21 protein-coding genes, 2 tRNA genes and 1 pseudogene are annotated in these 22,173 nt (G+C 71.0%); 14 read left to right on the plus strand and 10 right to left on the minus strand.

Annotated features, from left to right (window positions below):
• Window positions 1–81 precede the first annotated feature (81 nt).
• Window positions 82–972, plus strand: a complete 891-nt coding sequence (locus ABD437_RS16205; protein ID WP_344649672.1) for a TIGR01777 family oxidoreductase — start codon at window positions 82–84, stop codon at window positions 970–972.
• Here the strand turns inward: ABD437_RS16205 and ABD437_RS16210 are convergent.
• Complete coding sequence (locus ABD437_RS16210; RefSeq protein WP_344649673.1) at window positions 957–1,262, minus strand: hypothetical protein; 306 nt, start codon at window positions 1,260–1,262, stop codon at window positions 957–959. The two genes, ABD437_RS16205 and ABD437_RS16210, sit on opposite strands and share 16 nt — an antisense overlap.
• 221 nt (window positions 1,263–1,483) lie before the next feature.
• Here ABD437_RS16210 and ABD437_RS16215 point away from each other — a divergent pair, with 221 nt between their 5' ends.
• The 6 genes from ABD437_RS16215 (at window position 1,484) to ABD437_RS16240 (ending at window position 5,524) form a co-directional block, all read left to right on the plus strand.
• Window positions 1,484–2,317, plus strand: a complete 834-nt coding sequence (locus ABD437_RS16215; protein WP_344649674.1) for a HEAT repeat domain-containing protein — start codon at window positions 1,484–1,486, stop codon at window positions 2,315–2,317.
• 9 nt (window positions 2,318–2,326) lie between these two features.
• The gene (gene lipB / locus ABD437_RS16220) at window positions 2,327–2,983 is read left to right on the plus strand and encodes a lipoyl(octanoyl) transferase LipB (RefSeq protein WP_344649675.1); all 657 of its coding nucleotides are present in this window, start codon (window positions 2,327–2,329) and stop codon (window positions 2,981–2,983) included.
• A gap of 88 nt (window positions 2,984–3,071) precedes the next feature.
• Complete coding sequence (locus ABD437_RS16225; protein WP_344649676.1) at window positions 3,072–3,470, plus strand: PPOX class F420-dependent oxidoreductase; 399 nt, start codon at window positions 3,072–3,074, stop codon at window positions 3,468–3,470.
• Between the two features lie 54 nt (window positions 3,471–3,524).
• Window positions 3,525–4,469: a lipoyl synthase gene (gene lipA / locus ABD437_RS16230; protein ID WP_344649677.1), complete on the plus strand. Its 945-nt coding sequence runs from the start codon at window positions 3,525–3,527 to the stop codon at window positions 4,467–4,469.
• Between the two features lie 93 nt (window positions 4,470–4,562).
• Window positions 4,563–4,760 (plus strand): hypothetical protein, encoded by a 198-nt coding sequence (locus ABD437_RS16235; protein ID WP_344649678.1) that lies wholly within the window; start codon window positions 4,563–4,565, stop codon window positions 4,758–4,760.
• A 47-nt stretch (window positions 4,761–4,807) separates the two neighbouring features.
• Window positions 4,808–5,524, plus strand: coding sequence for a DUF4191 domain-containing protein (locus ABD437_RS16240; protein WP_344649679.1), 717 nt, complete (start codon window positions 4,808–4,810; stop codon window positions 5,522–5,524).
• Here the strand turns inward: ABD437_RS16240 and ABD437_RS16245 are convergent.
• A complete protein-coding gene (locus ABD437_RS16245; protein WP_344649680.1) occupies window positions 5,521–5,898 on the minus strand; it encodes an RDD family protein in 378 nt (125 codons plus the stop codon). The two genes, ABD437_RS16240 and ABD437_RS16245, sit on opposite strands and share 4 nt — an antisense overlap.
• A gap of 199 nt (window positions 5,899–6,097) precedes the next feature.
• Here ABD437_RS16245 and glnA point away from each other — a divergent pair, with 199 nt between their 5' ends.
• Window positions 6,098–7,519: a type I glutamate--ammonia ligase gene (gene glnA, locus ABD437_RS16250; protein WP_344649681.1), complete on the plus strand. Its 1,422-nt coding sequence runs from the start codon at window positions 6,098–6,100 to the stop codon at window positions 7,517–7,519.
• A 46-nt stretch (window positions 7,520–7,565) separates the two neighbouring features.
• On the opposite strand, the pseudogene ABD437_RS16255 reads toward glnA, so the two are convergent.
• Window positions 7,566–7,700 (minus strand): annotated as a pseudogene (locus ABD437_RS16255) (tyrosine-type recombinase/integrase); the annotation flags it as partial.
• A 708-nt stretch (window positions 7,701–8,408) separates the two neighbouring features.
• Window positions 8,409–8,684 carry a hypothetical protein gene (locus ABD437_RS16260; protein WP_344649682.1) on the minus strand — a complete coding sequence of 92 codons (276 nt, stop codon included), beginning with the start codon at window positions 8,682–8,684 and terminating at the stop codon, window positions 8,409–8,411.
• Between the two features lie 233 nt (window positions 8,685–8,917).
• Between ABD437_RS16260 and ABD437_RS16265 the strand changes: the two genes are divergently transcribed.
• On the plus strand, window positions 8,918–9,658 hold the full coding sequence (locus ABD437_RS16265) for a hypothetical protein (protein ID WP_344649683.1): 741 nt from the start codon (window positions 8,918–8,920) through the stop codon (window positions 9,656–9,658).
• Between the two features lie 218 nt (window positions 9,659–9,876).
• Here ABD437_RS16265 and ABD437_RS16270 read toward each other — a convergent pair whose 3' ends face one another.
• Window positions 9,877–10,665, minus strand: coding sequence for a putative protein N(5)-glutamine methyltransferase (locus tag ABD437_RS16270; protein ID WP_344649684.1), 789 nt, complete (start codon window positions 10,663–10,665; stop codon window positions 9,877–9,879).
• 182 nt (window positions 10,666–10,847) lie between these two features.
• On the minus strand, window positions 10,848–11,129 hold the full coding sequence (locus ABD437_RS16275) for a hypothetical protein (RefSeq protein WP_344649685.1): 282 nt from the start codon (window positions 11,127–11,129) through the stop codon (window positions 10,848–10,850).
• A 203-nt stretch (window positions 11,130–11,332) separates the two neighbouring features.
• Here ABD437_RS16275 and ABD437_RS16280 point away from each other — a divergent pair, with 203 nt between their 5' ends.
• On the plus strand, window positions 11,333–12,433 hold the full coding sequence (locus tag ABD437_RS16280; protein WP_344649686.1) for an NsdA family TPR-like regulatory protein: 1,101 nt from the start codon (window positions 11,333–11,335) through the stop codon (window positions 12,431–12,433).
• Here ABD437_RS16280 and ABD437_RS16285 read toward each other — a convergent pair.
• From ABD437_RS16285 to ABD437_RS16295, 3 genes are read right to left on the minus strand one after another with little or no spacing between them, the layout of a single operon-like run.
• Complete coding sequence (locus ABD437_RS16285; RefSeq protein WP_344649687.1) at window positions 12,422–14,161, minus strand: hypothetical protein; 1,740 nt, start codon at window positions 14,159–14,161, stop codon at window positions 12,422–12,424. The genes ABD437_RS16280 and ABD437_RS16285 overlap by 12 nt on opposite strands.
• Window positions 14,154–17,255, minus strand: a complete 3,102-nt coding sequence (locus ABD437_RS16290; RefSeq protein WP_344649688.1) for a bifunctional [glutamine synthetase] adenylyltransferase/[glutamine synthetase]-adenylyl-L-tyrosine phosphorylase — start codon at window positions 17,253–17,255, stop codon at window positions 14,154–14,156. Before ABD437_RS16290 ends, ABD437_RS16285 begins: the two co-directional genes overlap by 8 nt.
• Entirely contained in the window at window positions 17,252–18,010 is a 759-nt protein-coding gene (locus ABD437_RS16295; protein WP_344649689.1) for a type 1 glutamine amidotransferase, read from the minus strand. The genes ABD437_RS16290 and ABD437_RS16295 overlap by 4 nt, the downstream gene beginning before the upstream one ends.
• Window positions 18,011–18,120: 110 nt before the next feature.
• On the opposite strand from ABD437_RS16295, the gene ABD437_RS16300 reads away from it, so the two are divergent.
• The 3 genes from ABD437_RS16300 (at window position 18,121) to ABD437_RS16310 (ending at window position 19,700) form a co-directional block, all read left to right on the plus strand.
• A tRNA-Lys gene (locus tag ABD437_RS16300) sits at window positions 18,121–18,194 on the plus strand.
• A 5-nt stretch (window positions 18,195–18,199) separates the two neighbouring features.
• Window positions 18,200–18,273: transfer RNA gene (locus ABD437_RS16305), tRNA-Gln, on the plus strand.
• A gap of 38 nt (window positions 18,274–18,311) precedes the next feature.
• A complete protein-coding gene (locus ABD437_RS16310) occupies window positions 18,312–19,700 on the plus strand; it encodes a hypothetical protein (protein WP_344649690.1) in 1,389 nt (462 codons plus the stop codon).
• A gap of 49 nt (window positions 19,701–19,749) precedes the next feature.
• On the opposite strand, the gene ABD437_RS16315 is transcribed toward ABD437_RS16310, so the two are convergent.
• Window positions 19,750–21,102: a glutamine synthetase family protein gene (locus ABD437_RS16315; protein ID WP_344649691.1), complete on the minus strand. Its 1,353-nt coding sequence runs from the start codon at window positions 21,100–21,102 to the stop codon at window positions 19,750–19,752.
• Window positions 21,103–21,339: 237 nt separating this feature from the next.
• Between ABD437_RS16315 and panB the strand changes: the two genes are divergently transcribed.
• Window positions 21,340–22,173, plus strand: a complete 834-nt coding sequence (gene panB / locus ABD437_RS16320; RefSeq protein ID WP_425558167.1) for a 3-methyl-2-oxobutanoate hydroxymethyltransferase — start codon at window positions 21,340–21,342, stop codon at window positions 22,171–22,173.

The raw sequence follows: 22,173 nt of genomic DNA on the forward strand, positions 1-22,173 counted from the left end.
CGTGGGGCGGGCCGTCGCCGTTCGGGCCGGTGCGGGTCGTGTCGAGTCGCGGGCGGCGTGGCGCCGCGAGAGGATCGCGGCATGAGGATCGTGGTGAGCGGGGCCAGTGGACTGATCGGCACGTCGCTGGTCGAGGACCTGCGCCGGGACGGGCACGAGGTGCTCCGGCTGGTGCGCCGCGAGCCGACCGGCCCCGACCAGCTGCGGTGGGACCCGGCGGCCGGCCGCCTCGACCCGGCGGCACTCTCGGGCGCGGACGCGATCGTGCACCTCTCCGGCGCCGGCGTGGGCGACCGGCGGTGGACCTCCCGGTACAAGGCGACGCTCATCGACAGCCGCGTCGACAGCACCCGGACGATCGCGACCGCGGCCGCGCGGGCCGAGAAGCCGCCGAAGGTGCTGATCTCCGCGTCGGGCATCGACGCGTACGGCGACACCGGGGACCGGGAGCTCCGCGAGGACGCGCCGTTCGGCACCGGTTTCCTGGCCGACCTGTGCCGCGTCTGGGAGGCCGCCACCGGCCCGGCCGAGGAGGCCGGTATCCGGGTGGCGCACCTGCGCTCCGGGCTCGTCATGGGCCCCTCCGGCGGGCTGATGGGGCGCCTGAAGCCGCTGTTCAAGGCCGGGCTCGGCGGCCGCCTCGGGTCGGGGCGGCAGTGGTGGCCGTGGATCTCGCTGCGCGACGAGGTGGCCGCGATCCGGTTCCTGCTCACCGAGGACGTCAGCGGCCCGGTGAACCTGGTGGGCCCCGAGCCGGTGACCAACGCCGAGTTCACCGCCGAGTTCGCCCGGCAGGTGCACCGGCCCGCGCTGGCACCGGTGCCGCCGTTCGCGCTGCGCCTCGCGCTGGGCGACTTCGCCGACAACGGCATCCTGTCGAGCAAGCGCGCCGTTCCCGGCGTGCTGCTCGACCACGGGTTCCACTTCACCGACGCCACGCTGGCCTCCGCTCTGCGCTACTCGCTGGGCTGAACCGGGATCGGGTCGCACGTCTCCCGGAGGGCGGCGGCCACCTCGCGGGCGGTGGGGACGCGCTCGGCGACGGCCGCCGCCAGCACGGCCACCAGGCCGGCCGGCACCCCGTTCGCGACCAGCCGCTCGGGCCACCCGGCCGGGAGACCGGGCCCCGTGGGGAGGCCGAGCAGCGAGCGCACGGCGAGCGCGGCGAGCTGCCCGGCCCGATCCCCGGGGGCGAGGGCCTCGGCGAGGGGCGCGAACACCGCCACCACCTCGCCGACGCGTAATCGTGTGGTTGCGTCCATGGCGCCGAACGGTAGGCCGGTCGCGGCGGCCCCGCTCGCCGCGTCCACAGGCGTATTTCCGGCAGTGAGGGACGGGAGGAACTCCAGTCGCACCCGTCGCATCGGGCCCGTGGTTGTCCACAACCACGGGCGAACAGTCGACGGCGCGCCGTAGTCTCTTCTCGACGGGACGGTGCGATCGTTCCGGTGTAAGGCGTTCGCGTTCGGGGGACGGTGATCGCATGGACCTCACCACACTCGCCGGGGACCCGACCTCGGAGCCGGACGATCTGGCGGGCGCCGTCGACGCCGCCGCCGGAGAGGTCGCGGCGTTCGGGCCCGTGCTCGGTCTCGTCGACCACGACGCGCCCGCGGTGCGTACGGCCGTGGCCCGCGCGCTGCCGCACCTCGCGGCGATGGAGATCAACGCCCCGTTCGCGCCGCTCGCGGTCGACGCGCTGATCAGCCTGACGAGCGACCCCCACGGTGACGTCCGGAACTGGGCGTGCTTCGGGCTGGGCACCCAGATGGACGAGGTCGACGGCACCACCGTGCGTGAGGCGTTGGCCGCCCGGCTCACCGACCGGCACGGCGAGGCCCGGCGCGAGGCGCTGATCGGCCTGGCGCGGCGGCGTGATCCGCGGGCGCTGCCCGCCGTCCGGGCGGCGCTGTGCCGGTCCGACGTGTGGCTGCTCGAGGTGGAGGCGGCCGGCGCGCTGGGCGAGTCGTCGCTGCACCCGCTCGTGATCCGCCACCTCGACGGGTGGGACGGTGGCGCCGCCCGCACGGTGGCCGCGGTGGCCAGGCTCACCGACCCCGACGGGCTCGGCGCCGACCTGATCGACGGGCTGGCCGCCTGGTACCGCTCCGGCGGTCCGCTCGCCGCCGACGCCGATCCCGGCTGGTGGCGCATCGCGCTCGATCTGCTGGAGCTGGCGCCCTACCGGGCCACCGAGCTGGCGTCGGCGGTCGCCGGGCGCCTCGGCAGCGACCAGCACGCGCTCGACGTTCTCGACGACTCCACGCTCGGGGCGATCGCCCGCACGCACGGCTGGGTCGGGGTGCTGCGGGCGTAGGCTTCGAGCATGACGCTCGCTACGGCCCCCACCGACGTGCGGCTCCTGCCGGGTCTGAACGACTACCGCGAGGTCTGGGAGGAACAGCGCCGGTTGCACGCGCTGCGCGTCGCCGACGAGATCCCCGACACCGTGCTCCTGCTCGAGCACTACGACGTCTACACCGCCGGTCGCCGCACCGAGCCGTTCGAGCGCCCGTTCGACGGCACCCCGGTCGTCGACGTCGACCGCGGCGGCAAGATCACCTGGCACGGCCCCGGCCAGCTGGTCGGGTACCCGATCGTCCAGCTGCCCCGCCCGCTCGACGTCGTCGCGTACGTGCGGCGCATCGAAGCGATGCTGATCGAGGTCTGCGCGGAGTTCGGCCTGGCCACCACCCGCGTCGAAGGCCGCACCGGCGTGTGGCTCCCGGCCGACGACCGCGGCCCGGAGCGCAAGATCGCCGCGATCGGCGTGCGGGTCAGCCGCCGGGTGGCGATGCACGGGTTCGCGCTCAACTGCGACCCCGAGCTGCGCGGCTTCGGCAACATCGTGCCCTGCGGCATCCAGGACGCCGGCGTCACGTCGCTCTCGGCCGAGCTCGGTCGCACGGTCACGGTCGCCGACGCGGTGGCCCTGGTGCAGCCGCGGCTGCCGATGCTCGCGGGCGGCCCCGACCGGGCCTGAAACCCCGGCTCGGGCGCAACGGCCGGACGGCATCACCACCTTTGTGGTAGGCAAACCCGACCGTATCCGTCCTACCGGAGGTGGCCAGGTGTCCCAGACGTCCGCGTTCGCCGAACTGGCGGCCGAGCCGTACGTGAGCCTCACCACGTTCCGGCGGGACGGCACCGCGGTGCCCACCACCGTGTGGGCGGCGCCGTTCGGCGGCCGGCTCCTGGTCTGGACCGGCGCCGAGTCGGGCAAGGTCAAGCGGCTGCGTCACGCGCCCGTGGCCACTGTCGCCCCCTGTGACCAGGGCGGCTCCCTGCTCGGCGACCCGGTGCCCGCGCACGTGCGCATCATGCGCCGCGACGAGAAGCGCACCCTGGACGCGGCCCTGAAGGCGAAGTACGGCTGGAAGTTCCGGATCGCCGCGCTCGGGGCCACCATCGGGCGGCTGATCGGCGTCGGGCGGCGCGGCCAGATCGGCCTGGAGATCACGCTGGACTGAGGGGTGAGCCGCGCCACGTCGTCCGGTACTCAAACCGGCGTAGGCTTTGGTGCTGTGACGACGGTGCAGCCCGAAGGACGCAAACTGCTCCGGTTGGAGGCCCGCAACGCGGAGACTCCGATCGAGCGCAAGCCACCCTGGATCCGCGTGACGGCCAAGATGGGCCCCGAGTACACCGACCTCAAGGGCCTGGTGAAGCGCGAGGGCCTGCACACGGTCTGCGAAGAGGCCGGCTGTCCGAACATCTACGAGTGCTGGGAAGACCGCGAAGCCACGTTCCTGATCGGTGGCGACCAGTGCACCCGGCGCTGTGACTTCTGCCAGATCGACACCGGCAAGCCGAAGGCGCTCGACCGGGACGAGCCCCGCCGGGTGGCCGAGAGCGTCCAGGCGATGGGGCTGCGTTACTCCACCGTCACCGGCGTCGCCCGCGACGACCTGCCCGACGGTGGGGCGTGGCTCTACGCCGAGACCGTCCGGCAGATCCACGAGCTGAACCCGGGCACCGGCGTCGAGCTGCTCGCTCCCGACTTCAACGCGGTTCCCGAGCTGCTCGCCGAGGTCTTCGCGTCCGCACCCGAGGTGTTCGCGCACAACATCGAGACCGTGCCACGCATCTTCAAGCGGATCCGCCCCGGCTTCCGCTACGAGCGGTCGCTGGACGTCATCCGGCAGGCGCGGGCCGCCGGCCTGGTCACCAAGTCCAACCTCATCCTCGGCATGGGCGAGGAGCCGGAGGAGGTCACCGAGGCGCTGCGCGACCTGCACGGCGCCGGGTGCGATCTGGTGACGATCACCCAGTACCTGCGTCCGTCGCCGCGGCACCACCCGGTCTCCCGCTGGGTCAAGCCGGAGGAGTTCGTGACGTTCCGCGAGCAGGCCGAGGAGATCGGCTTCGCGGGGGTGCTCTCCGGGCCGCTGGTGCGCTCGTCGTACCGCGCCGGCCGGCTCTACCAGCAGGCGATCGAGGCGCGCGCGACGGCGATCGCCGCGGTCTAGATACGCGGAGGACACACGTCGGACACGGCGGTCCGGCATGATGTATCTGCGGAACGTAAGCGTGAGTTTACTTTTAGTAAGCAGGAGGTTGCTGTGACTGCCGCCCAGCCACTGCGCCAGCTGTTCACGTCGGCGATCGCGCTGCTCCCCGAGGGGGGCCAGCGCACCGCGCGTCGTAACGCCTGGGCAGCGATGAGCGAGGACAACCGTCGGGCCCGTGACCGCCGGGAAGCGGCCGCCGCGTTCGCGGTGCCGCCGGTGATGGCCCGCCGGGCCAACCAGCACATCTGATCGGGCTCGCCATTCTGCAGGGTCAGACCGCGCTCTAGACTTGGAGCATGACCTCCGCCACCCCCGAAAAAGTCGGCTTCCGCCAGCGGGTCCGACAGATCTTCCAGGTGTTCAAGTTCGTTCGGGGGCACGATCGTCTGATCGTCCCGCTGATGCTCGCGGCGTTCCTGGTGCCGCTCCTCGTCGGTATCGGCGTCGCCTGGCTCACCGGGCTGTGGGTCATCGTGCCGCTCGCGGTGCTGATCGCCGTTCTCGCGACGCTCATCGTGTTCAGCCGCCGCGTGCAGAAGGCGACGTACGCGCAGGTCGAGGGGCAGCCGGGGGCCGCGCTGGCGGTGCTGGAGTCGATGCCGGGCAACCGCAACCAGCGCAACTGGAAGTTCACGCCGGCCGTGCAGGTCAGCCAGCAGCAGGACGTCGTCCACCGCGTCGTGGGCCGGCCGGGCGTGGTCCTGCTCGGTGAGGGCGCGCCGCACCGGGTAAAGCAGCTGATCAGCACCGAGCGGAAGCGGGTCAGCCGGGTGCTGACCGACGTCGCGATCCACGACGTGATCGTCGGCGAGGACGAGGACAAGGTTTCGATCCGAAAGCTGCAGTCGCACCTGCAGAAGATGCCCAAGAGCTTGACGCCGGGCCAGGTCGGCCAGGTGGCGCAGCGCCTCCAGGGCCTCGGCGGCGCCCGTCCCCCGATCCCCAAGGGCCCGATGCCGAAGTCGGCCCGCGCCATGAAGGGCGCGAAGCAGCAGATGTACCGGGGGCGTTAGCCCTTGCCGTTGGGCACGACGAGGGAGCCGGTCACCTTGTCGTGCCAGCGCCGGCCGTCGCTCGTGATGAGCAGGGCCGGGATCAGCAGGATGATCAGCACCGTGCGGAGCAGCGCGCGGCCGAGTCCGATCGGGCGGCCGTCGGCGATGCCCTGGCAGTGGATCTTGAGCAGCCGCATGCCGGGCGACTCGCCGAACAGACCGATGAACCCCGTGTAGGCCACCAGGAACACCACCGTGCTCCAACCGCCCGGCGGGTCGGGGTAGGTGAACAGCCCGGCCACCATCGCGCAGAGGACGCCGTCGACGAGAAACGCCGCGGCACGACGTCCGAACGAGGCGGTTGACGGAGGGCCGATGGCGGTAGAGCTCACACGACGACCCTAACGGCACGGCCGGGGCCAGCGGGAACGTGACTTACGCCGCCCGTAGGCTTCGTCCTAAGCTGTCCGGGAATGGGCGCCTCGGCCTTCGTCTCGTCACCCTGGTTAACATCGGCGAAACTGATGGGACATTGGCAGGCAACCGGGGCTTCCTACGTTGTGGCCAGCGACCCACACTGACGGAGGATGGATGTTTTCCCAGCCCGACGAACTGCTCCGGTACATCCAGGACGAGGGCGTTCGCTTCGTCGACGTCCGATTCTGTGACCTGCCGGGTGTCATGCAGCACTTCACGGTCCCGATCGAGTCGTTCGACGCCGACATCCTCGAAGAGGGGCTGGCGTTCGACGGGTCGTCCATCCGCGGCTTCCAGCAGATCCACGAGTCGGACATGCTGCTGCTGCCGGACGTGTCGACGGCGTTCGTGGACCCCTTCCGGGTGAACAAGACGATCGCGCTGAACTTCTTCATCGCCGACCCGTTCACCCGCGAGGCCTACTCCCGCGACCCGCGCAACATCGCGAAGAAGGCCGAGCAGTACCTGGCCAACAGCGGCATCGCCGACACCGCGTACTTCGGTGCCGAGGCGGAGTTCTACATCTTCGACTCGATCCGCTTCGACACGAACCAGCACAGCTCGTACTACTACGTCGACTCGGTCGAGGGCGCCTGGAACAGCGGTAAGGAAGAGGAGGGCGGCAACCGGGGTTACAAGACCAACTACAAGGGTGGGTACTTCCCGGTTCCCCCGATCGACCACTTCGCCGACCTGCGCGACACCATGGTGAACAATCTCCAGCAGGTGGGCATCACCGTCGAGCGCGGTCACCACGAGGTGGGCACCGCCGGCCAGGCCGAGATCAACTACAAGTTCTCGACGCTGCTGCACTCCGCCGACAACCTGATGCTGTTCAAGTACATCATCAAGAACACCGCGTGGAACGCCGGCAAGACCGTCACCTTCATGCCGAAGCCGCTCTTCGGTGACAACGGCTCGGGTATGCACACCCACCAGAGCCTGTGGAAGGACGGCAACCCGCTCATGTACGACGAGGCTGGCTACGCCGGTCTCTCGGACACCGCGCGCTGGTACATCGGTGGTCTGCTCACGCACGCACCGTCGCTGCTCGCGTTCACCAACCCCACCGTCAACTCGTACCGGCGCCTCGTGCCGGGCTACGAGGCCCCGGTGAACCTGGTGTACTCGCAGCGCAACCGCTCGGCCTGCACGCGTATCCCGATCGTGAGCAGCCCGAAGGCCAAGCGCATCGAGTTCCGCGTGCCCGACCCGTCGGCCAACCCGTACCTCGCGTTCTCCGCGATGCTGATGGCCGGCCTCGACGGCATCAAGAACAAGATCGAGCCGCCGACGCCGGTCGACAAGGACCTCTACGAGCTCGCGCCGGACGAGCTGGCCGAGGTCGCGCAGGTTCCCGGTTCGCTCCCCGAGGTGCTCGACCGCCTCGAGGTGGACCACGACTACCTGCTCGAGGGCGGCGTCTTCACGCCCGACCTCATCTCGACCTGGATCGAGTACAAGCGGGCCAACGAGGTCGACCCGGTGCGCCTGCGCCCGACCCCGCACGAGTTCGCGCTGTACTACGACATCTGATCGAGCGGTAGGCCCTGACCTGGGGTAACACAGGTCGGAGTCCACGTCAGGACGTCGCCAGGCCGTCGGCCGTATTTGCTTCACCACGAAGCATGCGGTCGACGGCCTTCCGCGTTCTGGCCTCGCTGCTCGGCATGAGGTGCGTGTAGGTCCGGCGCGTGAACCCGGGATCGGTGTGGCCAGCCTGACTCTTTTCGCGATTAGGAAAGAGTTCCTCCGCTCCCTGCCATCCGAGTTGGCGAAGCGAACCTGGTTTCGCATCCCCCGACCATGCAGGTCAGTCGGCTTCAAGACAGGCTTGCCACGGCCGTTTGACATGGACAGGTCAAATCATCGCGCTGACGGTGTCGCGTCCATAATGTCGACCAGTGAAGTTCCGCCGAGCGCAAGCGCTCATCAACTCCCGTACGTTTGCAGCACGGGCGGAAAGGCGCACTGAACCGCCGAATCGAAGGCCCGGTATTTAGATAAAATCAGTCGGCACTCGTGCCGATGATCGTAGAGATTGTTGACGCCAAGCACTGTGAGAAGTTCCTATACGTCTTCAGGGGCGGCGCCGAATGGGCCGCCACACCCGCCGCGGAGGGAAACGGCCTCTGCTGACGCCCGACGGCGGCCGCTCGGCGATGGGTGCGAAACGCGGCGGCGCCGCCAGCCATCGACGAACTGAGCGGGCGGAGGGTGGCAAGACTTGTTCGCGCCCATCCCGTTAAGGTCGAGACTGCTCCGCACGTAGGTAACGGCCTCGGCCTGCCCTTGTGCCCGAGCCTCTGCGTGCTCTATGTCTAGCTGAAGCCGGCGGGACCATGTCCGACGGGAAGCTTCAGACAGCAACGATTTCTTGGCTCCACGATCGGTTGCCCGAGAGGAGGTTTCGACGCATCCGCGCTCAGACCGCCCGATGCGGTGTCGCGACAGAGCCTCGTTCAATTTGACCTAGCGCCGCCATAAGGCCCTTTGTCAGGCTCAGCCATTGGCCTTCTTCTATGACGAGATTTTCGAGTTTGTCCGGGACCCCCACGATGGGCGAAGGTGCATCAAAATAGCAATTCCGCCTGAGCACATACAAGAATCGTCCAAATACGACAAGTGTGATAGCAATAAAAGTTTGACTGAAGGCGAAAGCGACAGCAAACTTTTGGATAAGAAAGAGCGTCAGCACCAAGAAATCAGGTCATCACGAAACCCTGTGGAGCATGCACGACGGCCGTTCAGGCGCGACAGCCCTGCGCCTACTTGCTGGAGTGCGAACCGAGAGTCGGGTGACGCCCAACGGGACCAAAGTTCCTAAAGATGCAAAATCATGGCCGAAAGCGATCAAAGCATTGAACTTGCAAGTTCGAATATCGTAGAGTTACTAATTATCGGAGTATCTACCGCTTCGGGAGGAGCGTTGCAATGGCTCACGAGGCGCGTAGGAAGTCGCGCGAAGACTTCCCTGAAATCCAGCGAGTTGTCGAACGTTCATTTCTGTTCGTCCATCTTCCCAGCATCCTCCTAGTAATTCTTGCCTCAAACTTTATTTGGGAGGAAATCAGAGTAAACGCGCCGAGTTTGGCCAGAACTTGGCCGTTCAAATTTTCGTTCCTCGATAGGCAGTCAACTGCTACCCTGCTCGTGGTTGTGGTGGGCCTTCTACTGACCCGCCTTCAGTGGGCGCGCGCCAATCGGCCGTCGATGGCATTTGCGATTACCGATAGGCCGATAGACGAGTTCACCAGCTCGACAAATTCGAAAGATATTGAGAAAGCTAAAAAGTGGGGCGTATGGCTATACAACGGCGGCCCTGGCATCGCCACTGTGGAGCATTATTCCTATGTCGTTCGTTTTGTTGGCGCCCCCAGATCAGTTCCTATAACGCTTTCGGAGATTAACTCGGCAATGAGGTCTCGCAAGCTACGGGACGGGCTTGACTATTTCGTGCGCGAACAAGGGCCGGGTGCCACATATCCGCCTGTTGTGCAATCCTCCGAAGGAACAATGATTGCATGGTTCACCGTTCGGGGAATCGCCGAACTTGATCAGCTCGACATTACGATCCGAATACGGGATGGTCTAGGCGACGTACACGAGATGACTCTCCCGATCATCGATCGATTGCCGAGTATTGTGCTCGGCCGCCTAGGAAGTGCCGCCTAACCTGAATGGCGGGGCGGGGATTCCAACGCATTTCAAAAAAGAGCATCAGACGTTCCATGACCACCGTAGCCGCCGTTTATGCCGTAGATCGGGCGCAGGATAACGAGCATACGACTAGACCGCCTTCGGTAGGACCTGCCCATGCTCTTGATCCATCGGTGCGCCGGCCCTAGCCGGCCGGCGCACCACCGTCAGTCCGTCGCCGGGCCGCCTTCCCGTTATCGGGAGGCGGCCTTCGGCGTTTCGGCGACCACGACCGTGGCGTCCTCGCTGGACACCACGCGGCACTCCAGGCCCGCCGCTTCCGTGCACGACGCCAACGCGGCGGCCTGGTGGTGGCTCGTCTCCATCAGCAGGCGACCGCCCGGGGTCAGCCAGCCGGCCGCTCCGGCGACGACGCGACGCAGGACGTCCAGGCCGTCGGCTCCCCCGTCCAGGGCCACCCGGGGCTCGTGGATCCGCGACTCCGGCGGCAGGAGCCGGATCGCCTCGGAGGGCACGTAGGGGGCGTTGGCCAGCACGACGTCGACGCGGCCGCGCAGCGTCGGCGGCAGCGGCTCGTAGAGGTCGCCGTGGTACACCCGGCCGCGGACGTTGCGCCGGGCGGACCGTACGGCGGCCGGGTCGATGTCGACGGCGTGCAGGTCGACGTCGGGCAGGCGGCTGGCCAGCGCCGCGCCGAGAGCGCCGGAGCCGCAGCACAGGTCGACGACCGTGGCCGCCGGCGGGGCCGGCCGCGAGGCCTCCCGGACGAGCAGCTCGGTGCGGCGACGGGGCACGAACACCCCCGGGTCGACGGTGATCCGCAGACCGCAGAACTCGGCCCAGCCCAGGACGTGTTCGAGCGGCAGACCGGCCACGCGCCGGTCGACCATCGTGCCGAGCTCCGCCGGTGACGGCGACGCGGCGATGAGCAGCCGGGCTTCGTCTTCGGCGAAGACGCACCCGGCGGCACGTAAGCGGCCGACGATGGCCCGCGGTGAGAGTGGGGACGAGGGACCTGACATGGGGAGGCCTTTCACCGTGAAGGCACTCCCACGGCCGCCTACCGCGTGCGAGCGGTTCGGCCGCCGGAGGAGAGTGCCCGATCGCGCCTGACGTGAATGGGTCTCACCTCCTCGGTTCGATCCGACCCCGGACGAGGCCACCGTACCGGCGCCGCGGGGGCCGCGCGAGCGAGATCCGGTGCTCACGTGTCGTCCCCGAACGGGTGGGTGTGCAGCCACCACACGATCACCGCGCGGCTCGCGGCGCTCCGGCCGGCGTAGGTCTCGGCCCAGGGCAGGACGTCACCGATCGGACGGACCCACCACTCGGCGGTGCCGAGCACACCGAGTTCGGCGACCGGGTCGTCCTCGCGGAGCAGGAGCCACCGGTTGCGTCCGAGTGGCCAGACGCGCCACGGCGACGTGGCGCCGGCTCCGGCGGACGGCCGGGCCGGCGGGTCGAAGCAGGGGTCGTGCGCGGACATCGGGGCTCTCCTCCCCCTCGCGCGCCAGTGGTTCCGGCGTTCGTGAGGGCAGCACAGTCGGTCCGGCGAAATGTCCGACGGCGCTTCTAAGATGCCGGACACCGGACGGACGGCCGGACATCGCCGGGCACGGTCCGGACACTGGCCGGGCCGTCCCCGGACGCGGTCCGGGCCGCACGTCCGGGTTCGGAAGGAGTACGCGTGTGACTGGCACCGACCGCCCCACCTCGCTGGCCGCGCTGCTGCGCCACCACCGCACCCGCGCCGGGCTCACCCAGCGGGAGCTGGCCCACCGGGTGGGCTACAGCCGCTCGACGATCGCCAACGCCGAGACCGGTGACGTCCGGTCGGCCGACTTCTACCGCCGGTGCGACGAGGTGCTCGCTGCGCGCGGCACGCTCAACGCCGCCCGCGCCGCGGTGGGCACGCCACCCGGCCCGCGCACCCCGCCGCTCGAGCACCGGCTCGCCGGGGTCCCGCCGGAGGAGACGATCGAGCACCTGCGCCGGCACTGGCACCTGCTCGTGCGCACCGACAACCTGTTCGGGCCGCGTGCCGCGCTGCCCGACGTCCGGGCGGCGCTCGCGGTACTGGCCGGGCTGGAGGCCACTGGTCCGGCACGCACCGCGCGGCTCTGCCTCTCCGCGCGCTACGCGCTCACCGCGTCCTGGCTGTACCAGGACACCGGGCGGCCGACCGACGCGGCGACGTGGGCCGGGCGCGCCCTCGAACGCGCCCACGAGAGCGGCGACCGGGCTTCGCTGGCGTGGGCGCTGCACCGCCAGAGCCGGCTCGCCGAGCCCGACGACCCGCACCGGGCGCGCTCGCTCGCCCTCGCCGCGCTCGGCCAGGCCACCGGCGCCCACCGCCCGCTGGTCGCGGCGCTGTACGTCCAGTGCGCCAGGACCGCCGCGCTCCGCGGCGACCGCACCGGGTGCGACGCGCTGCTGACCAGGGCCACGCTGCTCGCCGACGCGCGCGAGACCGCCGGTGACGGCCGCACCGGCTACGGCGGGCACTGCACCAGGGCCTGGGTGCTGGCCGCCCGCGGCGAGTGCGCGCTGCTGCTGGGCTCCCCCGCCGCCGCGGTGGGGCCGCTGCGCGCGGCGCTGGCGCTGCTCGCCCCGGCCTACCGCCGCGACCGGGGCCTGGTGCTGGGCCGGCTCGCCCGGGCCCACACCCACCTCGGCGACGCCGCCGAGGCGCGGCGCGCGTCCGCCGAGTGCCGGGCGATCGGCGAGGTCACCGGGTCGGCGTCGGTGCTGGCGCTGGCCGGCGCCCCCGGCGTCAGCTCAGCAGCGTGAGCGCCACGGCTGGTCGAACGACCCGGTCAGGAAGTAGCTGCCGGCCCGCTTCAACCGCACCTTCACCCAGGTCCCGTCGGGCTCGATGCACCCCTCCGGGCCACGCAGCACCAACCAGGGCGACCAGCGCACGCGCACGGTCAGGTCGGTCGCCACCGGGCTGCTGAACCGCACCCCGGTCGCGCCGCTGGACTCCAGCTGGGCCGGGTAGGGCACCACCGACGGCCCGCCGACCACCCGGTAGAGCGACCAGTCCGTGTTCTCCCACTCCTTGCGCAGGTAGGAGAGGTTCGCCTCGATCAGCGCCGCCTCTTCGCGCCCGGCCGGGTCGAGCCGGGTGTCGCCGCGCGGCACCGCGACGTAGCTGACCGCGTTCTCGTAGAGCCAGGAGAGGTACGTGTCGGGCGCGAGCGTGTCGTCGTAGAAGAGCGGGTTCCGGTCGACGTCGACCTGCCGCTCCCAGCCGCGCGCGATCGGGACGACGTCCGCGACGTACGTCGACTCCCAGTGGTCACGCAGCGGCACCACCTCCACCCGCCCGACCGGCCCGCGGCGTTCCAGCTGGTTCATCAGCGGCTGGTAGTAGAGCTTCGTCGCCTCCCTCGCCCCGGCGTAGGCCAGGTCGCCGCCGATCAGCGGCGGCTGCCACCAGCACAGCAGCGCGACGACGCCGACCAGCAGCCGCCGGTCGAACGTCGAGATCGCGACGACGACCGGCGCCGCGAACAGCATCGAGAGCCGCACGACGTTACTGCCGACGGGGTTGTGCGTGTAGTACGTGAGCGCGGCGCCCACCGCGGACAGCACGGCCGCGATCCGCACCGCCTGGTACCCCCGGCGGGGCACCAGCAGCACGACCGCGAGGCACGCGGCCACGCACACCTTCATCGACTCTTCGCTGAACGGCTGGACGCCGCCGTCGTGGAAGACGAACGTCGGAACGGCCATCGCGATCCCGGCGCCGATGCCGAGCACCAGCCCTTCGGCCACCACGCCGGACAGCAGCAGCGCGGTGCCGCACAACCCGACGAACAGGCCGGCCACCGGGCTCGCCGCGGTGCTCAGCGCCGCCAGCGTCCCGGCCAGCACCATCTCCCACCAGCTGGCGCGGGGCTGGAGCAGCACCCGCAGCCAGTGCGCCGAGTCGTCGAGCGGCGGGCGGTAGCGGTGCGCGGACGCGGCCACCACGCACAGCGCCAGCATGCCGAGCGCGATGCCCATCGCGAACGTTGTCCGGCCGCTGACCAGGTTGAACACGCCGGTGACGGCGCCGAGCACACCGGCGGTGAGCGGGCGGCGGGCGCCGACCTGGGCGAGCAGCCAGGCGAACGCCACCGCGGAGACCACGACCGAGATCGCGCCGACGCCACGGGAGCCGAACACCGCGTTCGCCGGGCCGGTGAACGCGCTGTAGCCGAACGGGTAGACCCCGCCGTACCAGCGGAAGTCGATCGGCACCCAGCCGTGCTCGTCGAAGAAGTGGCCGCGGGCCACCTGCGCGGAGAGGTCGGTGCCGGCCAGCGGCAGCGAGAGGAACCCGACGGCGAGCAGCAGCGACGTCAGGAACGTGACGGTGACCGGCATCCGGTGCGACTCCGGGAGGAGCCGGGTGAGCAGCCCGTCCCAGCGCCGGCCGGAGCGCGGCGGCTCCGACCCCACCGGCAACCGCACGCTCACCCCACCGGTCGTCGTGGGTTCCTTCGACGGGGACGACACCGTGTCAGGCATAGAACACTCGCTCCACCGCCTGCCGTCCGTGCCGCATGGTGCGCAGGTAGTCGTCGAGGAACTCGCCGGTGTCGTCGTCGTCCGCCGACCACCCGACCGCGCGGGCCACCCCCATCAGCTCCCGGCCGTGCCGCGGCAGCTGGTCCGACGGGCGGCCGCGCACCAGCATCAGCCCGTTGCGTACCTGCGCGGCCAGCTCCCACGCCGCGACCAGCGCGTCGTGGTCGACCTCGCTGATCAGCGACGCGTCCCGCGCCGCGCCCAGCGCCGCGATCGTCTGCGTCGTCCGGAGCCCCGGTACCTGCGCCGCCGAGCGCAGCTGCAGCAGCTGCACGGTCCACTCGACGTCGGCGAGCCCGCCCCGGCCCAGCTTGGTGTGCGTGGCCGGGTCGGCGCCGCGCGGCAGCCGCTCCACGTCGACGCGGGCCTTGATCCGGCGGATCTCGGTGATCGCGGCCGTGTCCAGCCCTTCGGCCGGGTAGCGCAGCGGGTCGATCAGCTCGACGAACCGGCGCCCCAGGTCCTCGTCGCCGGCCACCGGCCGGGCCCGCAGCAGCGCCTGCCACTCCCACGGCTTCGACCACCGCCGGTAGTACTCCGCGTACGACGAGAGCGAGCGCACCAGCGGCCCCTGGCGGCCCTCCGGACGCAGGTTGGCGTCGATGCCCAGCGGCGGGTCGGGGGCCGGCATCGACAGCAGCCGACGCAGCTCCTCGGCCACCGCGCGCGCCGCCACGGTGGCGTCGTGCTCGGACGCCCCCTCCAGCGGTTCGTGCACGAACATCACGTCGGCGTCGGAGGAGTACGACATCTCCGAGCCGCCGAGCCGGCCCATGCCGATGATCGCCATCCGCATCGGCAGCTCGCCCCCGCGCTGTTCGCTCACCACGCGTTCGGCGACGCCCAGCGCGGCCACCAGCACCGCGTCGGACACGTCGGTGAGCGCGCGGCCGACGGTCTCGACGTCGTCGAAACCGAGCAGGTCCGCGAACGCGGTGCGCAGCAGTTCCCGGCGGCGCAGCGCGCGGGCCGCGACCACCGAGGACTCGGCGTCCGCGTGGCGGGTGGCGGCCGCGCGCAACGCACCGTGCAGCACGTCCCGGGAGCGGGGGCGCAGCTCGCTGTCCTCGGCGAGCAGCCGCAGCCCCTCCGGGTCGTGGGTGAGCAGGTCGGCGACGTAGACGCTGGTGCCGAGCAGCGTCGGCAGCCGTTCGGCGACCAGCCCCTCGTCACGCACCAGGCGGAGGAACCACGGCGTGGTGCCGAGCCGGTCGGACACCTGCCGGTAGGCGAGCAGGCCGGCGTCCGGATCGGGGGCGTCGGCGAAGAGCCGCAGCATCGCCGGGAGCAGCGCACGCTGGATGTGCGCGCGCCGGGAGACGCCCTGGGTCAGCGCCTGGACGTGACGCAGCGCTCCGGACGGGTCGGTGAAGCCGAGCGCCTCCAGCCGCGCCTGGGCCGACTCCGGCATCATCCGCAGGTCTTCGTTGGAGACGGTGGCGACCGCCTCGAGCAGCGGGCGGTAGAAGAGCTTCTCGTGCAGACGCCGCACCTCGCGGGCGTGGCGCGCCCACTCCGCGGAGAACGCCTCGACCGGGTCGCCCCCGCCGCGGTGCCCCAGCGTCGCGGCCAGCCAGCGCAGCTCGTCGTGGTCGGTGGGCAGGCTGTGGGTGCGGCGCAGCCGCTGCAGCTGCAGCCGGTGCTCGACCGTGCGCAGGAACCGGTAGGACGAGTCGAACGCCTCGCCGTCGAGCCGGCCCACGTACCCGCCGTCGATCAGCGCACGCAGAGCGTCGAGCGTGTTGCCGCTGCGCAGCGTGGCGTCGCCCCGGCCGTGGACGAGCTGGAGCAGCTGCACGGCGAACTCGATGTCGCGCAGCCCGCCGGGGCCGAGCTTGATCTCCCTGGCCGCCTCCTTGACCGGCAGCGACTGCTCGACCCGCTGGCGCATCGCCCGGATCTCGGCGACCGCGCCCTCGCGGCCGGCGGCGCCGTCCCGGCGTGACTTCCCGGTGGTGGTGCCCCACACCAGCGGCGTGACCTCACCCATCCAGGCCATGCCGAGGTCGAGGTCACCGGCGATCGGGCGGGCCTTGATCAGCGCCTGGAACTCCCAGGTGCGGGCCCACTGCTTGTAGTACGCGGCGTGCGAGGCGAGCGTGCGGACCAGCGGTCCGTCCTTGCCCTCCGGACGCAGCGCGGCGTCGACCTGCCAGGCCACGTCCTGGCAGATCCGGATCATGCCGCTGGCCAGCGACGTCGCCGTGCGGAGCGCCGGTCCCGGGTTCTCGGTGCCGGGGAACTCCTCGCCGGGCGCGCCCGGCTCGGCCACGAACACCACGTCGACGTCGCTCAGGTAGTTGAGTTCCCGGCCGCCGCACTTGCCCATGCCGATGACGCCCAGCCGCACCGCGGGAGCGTCGTCGGGCAGCGCGGCGGCGGACACCGCGAGCGCGGCCCGCACCGTGGCCTCGGCCAGGTCGGCGAGCTCGGTGGAGATCATCGCGACGTCGGAACGGCCGGTGGGCCCGGCGTCGCTGAGGTCGCGGGCCACCGTGCGCAGCAGGCACCGGCGATAGACGAGCCGCAGGTCGGCCACGACGTCCGGGCCGGCACCCCGCGCTTTCACCCCGCCGCTACCCCAGGTTTCCCCGGCGTCGGCCGGCGCGCCCACCGCGTCCAACAGGATCTCGCGGAGCAGCTCGGGTGACGGGGGCGAGGGTTCCCACACGCCGGTCACGAGCGCGCGCCACTCGTCCGGAAAGGCACAGAGGTGATCCCCGAGGGCAGCCGACGCGCCCAGGACACCGAGCAGGCGGTGGCGGAAGCCGACGTCGTCGCGGAGCGACGCGGCGAGCGCGGCCGGTTCCTTCTGGGCGGCGTTCAGCCGGTGCAGCGTGAGCACCGCGAGGTCGGGGTCGGCGGCTCCGGCGAGCTCGGTGATCAGCAGCTCGCCGTCGCGCCCGGCCGGAGCCGACGCCTCCGGGCTCCACCAGCCGAGCCCGTCCGGGCCGAGCAGGTCCGCGGCGCGGCCGGGATCGCGGAACCCGAGCCGGGCCAGGCGGCTGGTGCCGACCGGGGTGGGCCGGGTCATGCCTCCACCACCGGGAGGGGCACGCCGGGGCCGGCACCGCGACCCGCGGCGACCGCGACGAACCGGGCCGCGAACGGACGCCACACCTCCTCGACGTCGGCCTCCACGGCCGCGCACCGGGCCAGCACGGTCTCCGGGTCCAGCCCGGCGCGTTCGAGCGAGCCGTTGTCACCCGCGGCCCAGGACTCGAGCATCGGCTGGTCGCACTCGATGTGGAACTGGATGCCCCAGGCCTTCGGGCCGATCCGGAAGGCCTGGTGCGGCACCCGGGGCGACGACGCGAGCAGCACCGCGCCGGGCGGCAGGACCGTGATCTCGTCGACGTGCCACTGGTACACGTCCGGCGTGAACGGCAGCATCGCGAAGAGCGGGTCGGTCTCGGCGACGTCGCGCTTGGCGACCAGGAACGCCCCGATCTCCGGACCGTTCGTGGCCGGTTCCACCCGCCCGCCCAGCGCGTCGGCCAGCAGCTGACCACCCAGGCAGACCCCCAGGGTGGCCACCCGCTGGTGCACCGCGTCGCGCAGCAGCGCCTTCAGCGCCGGGAACCAGGGTGACGCCGGTTCGCCGTAGGCCGCCTGGGCACCGCCCATCACGACCACTCCGTCGAACCCGGCCAGGTCCGACGGCAGCGCGTCACCGGCGTCGGCGTCGACGACGTGCAAATCGGCGCCTGCCTCGACCAACCAGTCCCCGAGTCGACGGGCGTCGTCCTCGGCGTCGTTCCGGATGACCAGCAGCCGTGGGTTGCTCACCCTTGCAGGCTATCGAGTCCCGGTGACCGGAACGCCGCAGCTACCCATCGGCCCGAACCATCCCGTTAATGCAGTGGGCGCAGAGGCGCGGTGTGCGTACCGTGAGGCGTCCTGCTGTAGCTCAGTGGTAGAGCGCTCGGCTCTTGGGACCGAGTGGACGCTGGTTCGAGCCCAGTCGGCAGGGCGGGCCCCGCCGTAGCTCAGTGGAAGAGCAGTCGGCTCTGCTAACCGACAGGTCGCCGGTTCGAGACCGGTCGGCGGGGTCTCCTCCTTTTCGCTGCCCACCCCGCTAGGAACCGCCATGTCGAAGCAGAGCGACACCCTCGCCGTGCTCCACGCATCCCTCGACGGCCGGGAACGCCCCGAGGAGGTCGCCGACCTGATCCGGTCGGGCTTCGACGACCTCACCGGACGCGAGCGGACCGTGCTGGAGCGCGCGGCCAAGCACTCCTGGCGACGCCACGGCGGGTACTCGTCGATGTCCGCCGACCATGCCCGCCCGACCGGGGCACAGCGGCAGTTGTCGACGCTCGCGAACCTGTTCGACGTCGACGGCGTCGACCGGGACGGAGCCGCGCACGACCCGGCGATGCTGCGGGCGATCGCCGCCCGCGCCGGGGAGTCGCTCGAGTGGGTGCCGGCCCACGGCAACTTCACCACCGACCGCCTCGACCGGGAGCAGCGCGCGGCGCACGGCATCGACCTGCCGAAGCGGCAGTACAACCGGCGCTGGCGGTTCCTGACCCGGCTCACCGCGAAGATCGGGCGGCTCGACGCGGAACTGCGCAAGCACGAACTGCTGCTCGTCGGCCGGGCCGGGCTCGCCGCGGACATCACGGCCGACCGGTTCGCCGCCGATCCGGTCGCGGCCCGGTTCGTCGCCTACTTCGTCGCCCGCAAGAACCTGCGCCGCGAGTTCAGCCTCTCCGGGCGCACGAACCCCTACGACGAGGTCGCCGACGCCCTGTTCCAGCGCTGCCTGGCCGAATCGGACACCGACTGGTGGATGGTCTCGCGGGTCCACCCGACGCCGGACGTGGTCGGGCGGCTCGCGCCCGAGCAACGTGGTGAGCTGCTGGGCCGCTGGTCGGCGCTGATGCGCGGCGCGGCGGAGATCCTGCGCGACCGCTGGGACCCGGCGATCGACCGGCGGACGATGATCGTGCGCCGGGGCACGGATTCCTCGACCTGGAACACGATCGCGCAGGCCTACAACACCGCCCGCGCGGGCTGGATGAACGCGCTCGCCGCGAACGGCGCCCTGGAACTGCTCGACGTCGCCTGCCCCGGCAAGGCGATGCGTCTCATGGCCGCCGACCTGGCCGCGTGGCACCGCTCGGCCGGTTCGGACGTGGACCCCGACACCGGCGTGTGGGCGTCGCTGCCGCTGCCGTGGGAGGTCCTGTCCGGTGCGGCGACGTGCACCCGCGAGACCGTGGCGTCGGCGTGCCGGTCGTTCGACGTCGATCCGGAGAAGCGCGGCTGGGTGGCCCCACGCGCCTCCGGGGCCGTGGTCGCGTTCGCGCCGACACCCGAGCTCGTGCACGGCGTGACGGTGGCCGACCCCGGGTGGGCGTCACTGCTCCGCAACGCGGGCGTGTTCTCCGGCCGGGGCCTGAAGGCGGCCTACGCCGATGCCCTGGCGGCCGGCATCCCCGACGACGTGGTGCCGCCGAAGCCGGAGCCCTGACCCTGGAGCCCCCCGCGGCCCCGTACCACCGGAGCCGCGGGGGCCCGGCTCAGAGGAACGGCAGGTACCGGCGCCGCTCGTACGCGGTGACCTGGCGGCGGTAGTCGTCCCACTCGGCGCGCTTGTTCTTCAGGAAGAAGTCGAAGATCTGCTCGCCGAGCGTCTCGGCCACCAGTTCGCTCTTCTCCATGTAGCCGAGCGCCTCGGACAGGTCGTGCGGCAGGTCCTGGTACCCCAGCGCGCGCCGCTCCTCGGGCGAGAGCGACCAGACGTCGTCCTCGGCGCCCGGGGGCAGCTCGTAGCCCTCTTCGATGCCCTTGAGACCGGCCGCGAGCAGCACCGCGAACGTCAGGTACGGGTTGCAGGCCGCGTCGACCGAGCGGATCTCGACGCGCGCCGAGTGCGGCTTGCCGTAGCGCGGCACCCGGACCAGCGCCGACCGGTTGAGGTGACCCCAGCAGATCGAGCTCGGCGCCTCGTTGACCGTGTTGTGCTGCGGAGCGCCGAAGAGCCGCTTGTAGGAGTTCACCCACTGGTTGGTGACCGCGGTGTACTCACGCGCGTGGAAGAGCATGCCGGCGATGAACGCCTTGGCGGTCTTCGACAGCGTCATCGGGTCGCCCGGGTCGTGGAACGCGTTGCGCTCGCCCTCGAACAGCGACAGGTGGGTGTGCATGCCGTTGCCGGCCAGGTCGGTGAACGGCTTGGGCATGAACGTCGCGGAGACGCCCTGGAAGAGCGCGACCTCCTTGATGACGTGCCGGAACGTCATGATGTTGTCGGCGGTGGCCAGCGCGTCGGCGTACCGCAGGTCGATCTCCTGCTGGCCGGGCGCGGTCTCGTGGTGGCTGAACTCCACCGAGATGCCGATGCGCTCGAGCGCCAGCACGGCCTGCCGCCGGAAGTCACGCGCGGTGGCGTGCGTGGTGTGGTCGAAGTAGCCGCCCGAGTCGACCGGGGTGGGACGGCGACCGTCGGTGGGGTGGTCGGCCAGCAGGAAGAACTCGATCTCGGGGTGCGTGTAGAACGTGAACCCCTTGTCGGCGGCCTTGCGCAGGGCGCGGCGCAGCACGTGGCGCGGGTCGGCCCAGGACGGCGACCCGTCGGGCATCTGGATGTCGCAGAACATCCGGGCGCTCTCGCCGGACCCGGCGCCCTCGAACGGGAACACCTGGAACGTCGACGGGTCGGGCATCGCGACCATGTCGGCCTCGTAGACCCGGGTGAAGCCCTCGATCGCCGAGCCGTCGAATCCGATGCCCTCTTCGAAAGCGGCTTCGAGCTCCGCCGGCGCGACCGAGACGCTCTTCAGCGTCCCGAGCACATCGGTGAACCACAGCCGGACGAAGCGAATGTCTCGCTCTTCCAGCGTGCGCAGCACGAAATCCTGCTGACGGTCCACGACGCTTCCCCTCGTTCTGGTGCTTCGAGCCTGCTGACCGGAGTCTTCCGGGGCCTTGTTACGACGACGTTACGGCCTTGCGGCACCCTGTGGGGAATCGCCCCCTGGCGAGTGAAACGCCCTGAACGGGTATCACCGGGTGATCAACCCCACGCCCACGAGGGCCTCCCCGGTGCGACGATGAACACGTACCCGGGGACCCGCGCAGGCGGGCCTCGAGGAGGAAAGGGGACGATGATGTCCGAAGAGACGTCGTTGTACGGCGGTCCCTCGCACCGCCGAGTCCGTGCCCGTGACCTGGTCGCCGCGAAGGAACGCGGTGAGCGGTGGGCGATGCTCACGTCCTACGACCAGTACACCGCCGCTCTGTTCGACCGGGTCGGCATCCCGGTCCTGCTGGTCGGCGACTCCGCGTCGAACAACGTGTTCGGCAACGAGACCTCGCTGCCGGTGACCGTGGACGAGCTGATCCCGCTGGTACGCGCGGTGAGCGGCGCGGCCAAGCGTGCGATGGTGGTGGCCGACTTCCCGTTCGGGTCGTTCGAGTCCGGGCCTTCGCAGGCGCTGGCCACGGGCGTCCGGTTCTTGAAGGAAGGCCGCGCGCACGCGGTCAAGCTCGAGGGTGGCGCGCGGGTCGCGCCGCAGGTCGACGCGCTGACCGGGGCCGGCATCCCGGTGTTCGCGCACGTCGGCTTCACCCCGCAGCACGAGAACCTGCTGTCGGGCTACCGGGTGCAGGGCCGCGGTGACGACGCCGACCGCATCGTCGAGGACGCGGTCACGCTGGTCGAGGCCGGGGCGATCGCGGTGGTGCTGGAGATGGTGACCTCGGACGTCGCCAAGCGCGTCACCGATGCGATCCGGGTACCGACGGTCGGCATCGGAGCCGGCGGCTACACCGACGCCCAGGTGCTGGTCTGGCAGGACATGGCGGGCCTGCGCACCGGCCGGCTGCCGCGCTTCGTCAAGCAGTACGCGGACATGGACGCGATCCTGGACGACGCCGCCCGGCGGTTCGCCGAGGACGTCCGGGAAGGCAAGTTCCCGGCCGAGGAACACACCTTCCACTGA

The sequence above is a fragment of the Cryptosporangium japonicum genome (assembly GCF_039524755.1).
GTDB classification, from domain to species: domain Bacteria; phylum Actinomycetota; class Actinomycetes; order Mycobacteriales; family Cryptosporangiaceae; genus Cryptosporangium; species Cryptosporangium japonicum.

What these genes read in the sequence shown, in the direction of transcription:
- ABD437_RS16205 (WP_344649672.1), top strand. Translation starts at nt 82, where the DNA reads ATGAGGATCGTGGTGAGCGGGGCCAGTGGACTGATCGGCACGTCGCTG.
- ABD437_RS16210 (WP_344649673.1), bottom strand. Translation starts at nt 1,262, where the DNA reads ATGGACGCAACCACACGATTACGCGTCGGCGAGGTGGTGGCGGTGTTC.
- ABD437_RS16215 (WP_344649674.1), top strand. Translation starts at nt 1,484, where the DNA reads ATGGACCTCACCACACTCGCCGGGGACCCGACCTCGGAGCCGGACGAT.
- lipB (WP_344649675.1), top strand. Translation starts at nt 2,327, where the DNA reads ATGACGCTCGCTACGGCCCCCACCGACGTGCGGCTCCTGCCGGGTCTG.
- ABD437_RS16240 (WP_344649679.1), top strand. Translation starts at nt 4,808, where the DNA reads ATGACCTCCGCCACCCCCGAAAAAGTCGGCTTCCGCCAGCGGGTCCGA.
- glnA (WP_344649681.1), top strand. Translation starts at nt 6,098, where the DNA reads ATGTTTTCCCAGCCCGACGAACTGCTCCGGTACATCCAGGACGAGGGC.
- ABD437_RS16265 (WP_344649683.1), top strand. Translation starts at nt 8,918, where the DNA reads ATGGCTCACGAGGCGCGTAGGAAGTCGCGCGAAGACTTCCCTGAAATC.
- ABD437_RS16270 (WP_344649684.1), bottom strand. Translation starts at nt 10,665, where the DNA reads ATGTCAGGTCCCTCGTCCCCACTCTCACCGCGGGCCATCGTCGGCCGC.
- ABD437_RS16275 (WP_344649685.1), bottom strand. Translation starts at nt 11,129, where the DNA reads ATGTCCGCGCACGACCCCTGCTTCGACCCGCCGGCCCGGCCGTCCGCC.
- ABD437_RS16285 (WP_344649687.1), bottom strand. Translation starts at nt 14,161, where the DNA reads ATGCCTGACACGGTGTCGTCCCCGTCGAAGGAACCCACGACGACCGGT.
- ABD437_RS16290 (WP_344649688.1), bottom strand. Translation starts at nt 17,255, where the DNA reads ATGACCCGGCCCACCCCGGTCGGCACCAGCCGCCTGGCCCGGCTCGGG.
- ABD437_RS16310 (WP_344649690.1), top strand. Translation starts at nt 18,312, where the DNA reads ATGTCGAAGCAGAGCGACACCCTCGCCGTGCTCCACGCATCCCTCGAC.
- panB (WP_425558167.1), top strand. Translation starts at nt 21,340, where the DNA reads ATGTCCGAAGAGACGTCGTTGTACGGCGGTCCCTCGCACCGCCGAGTC.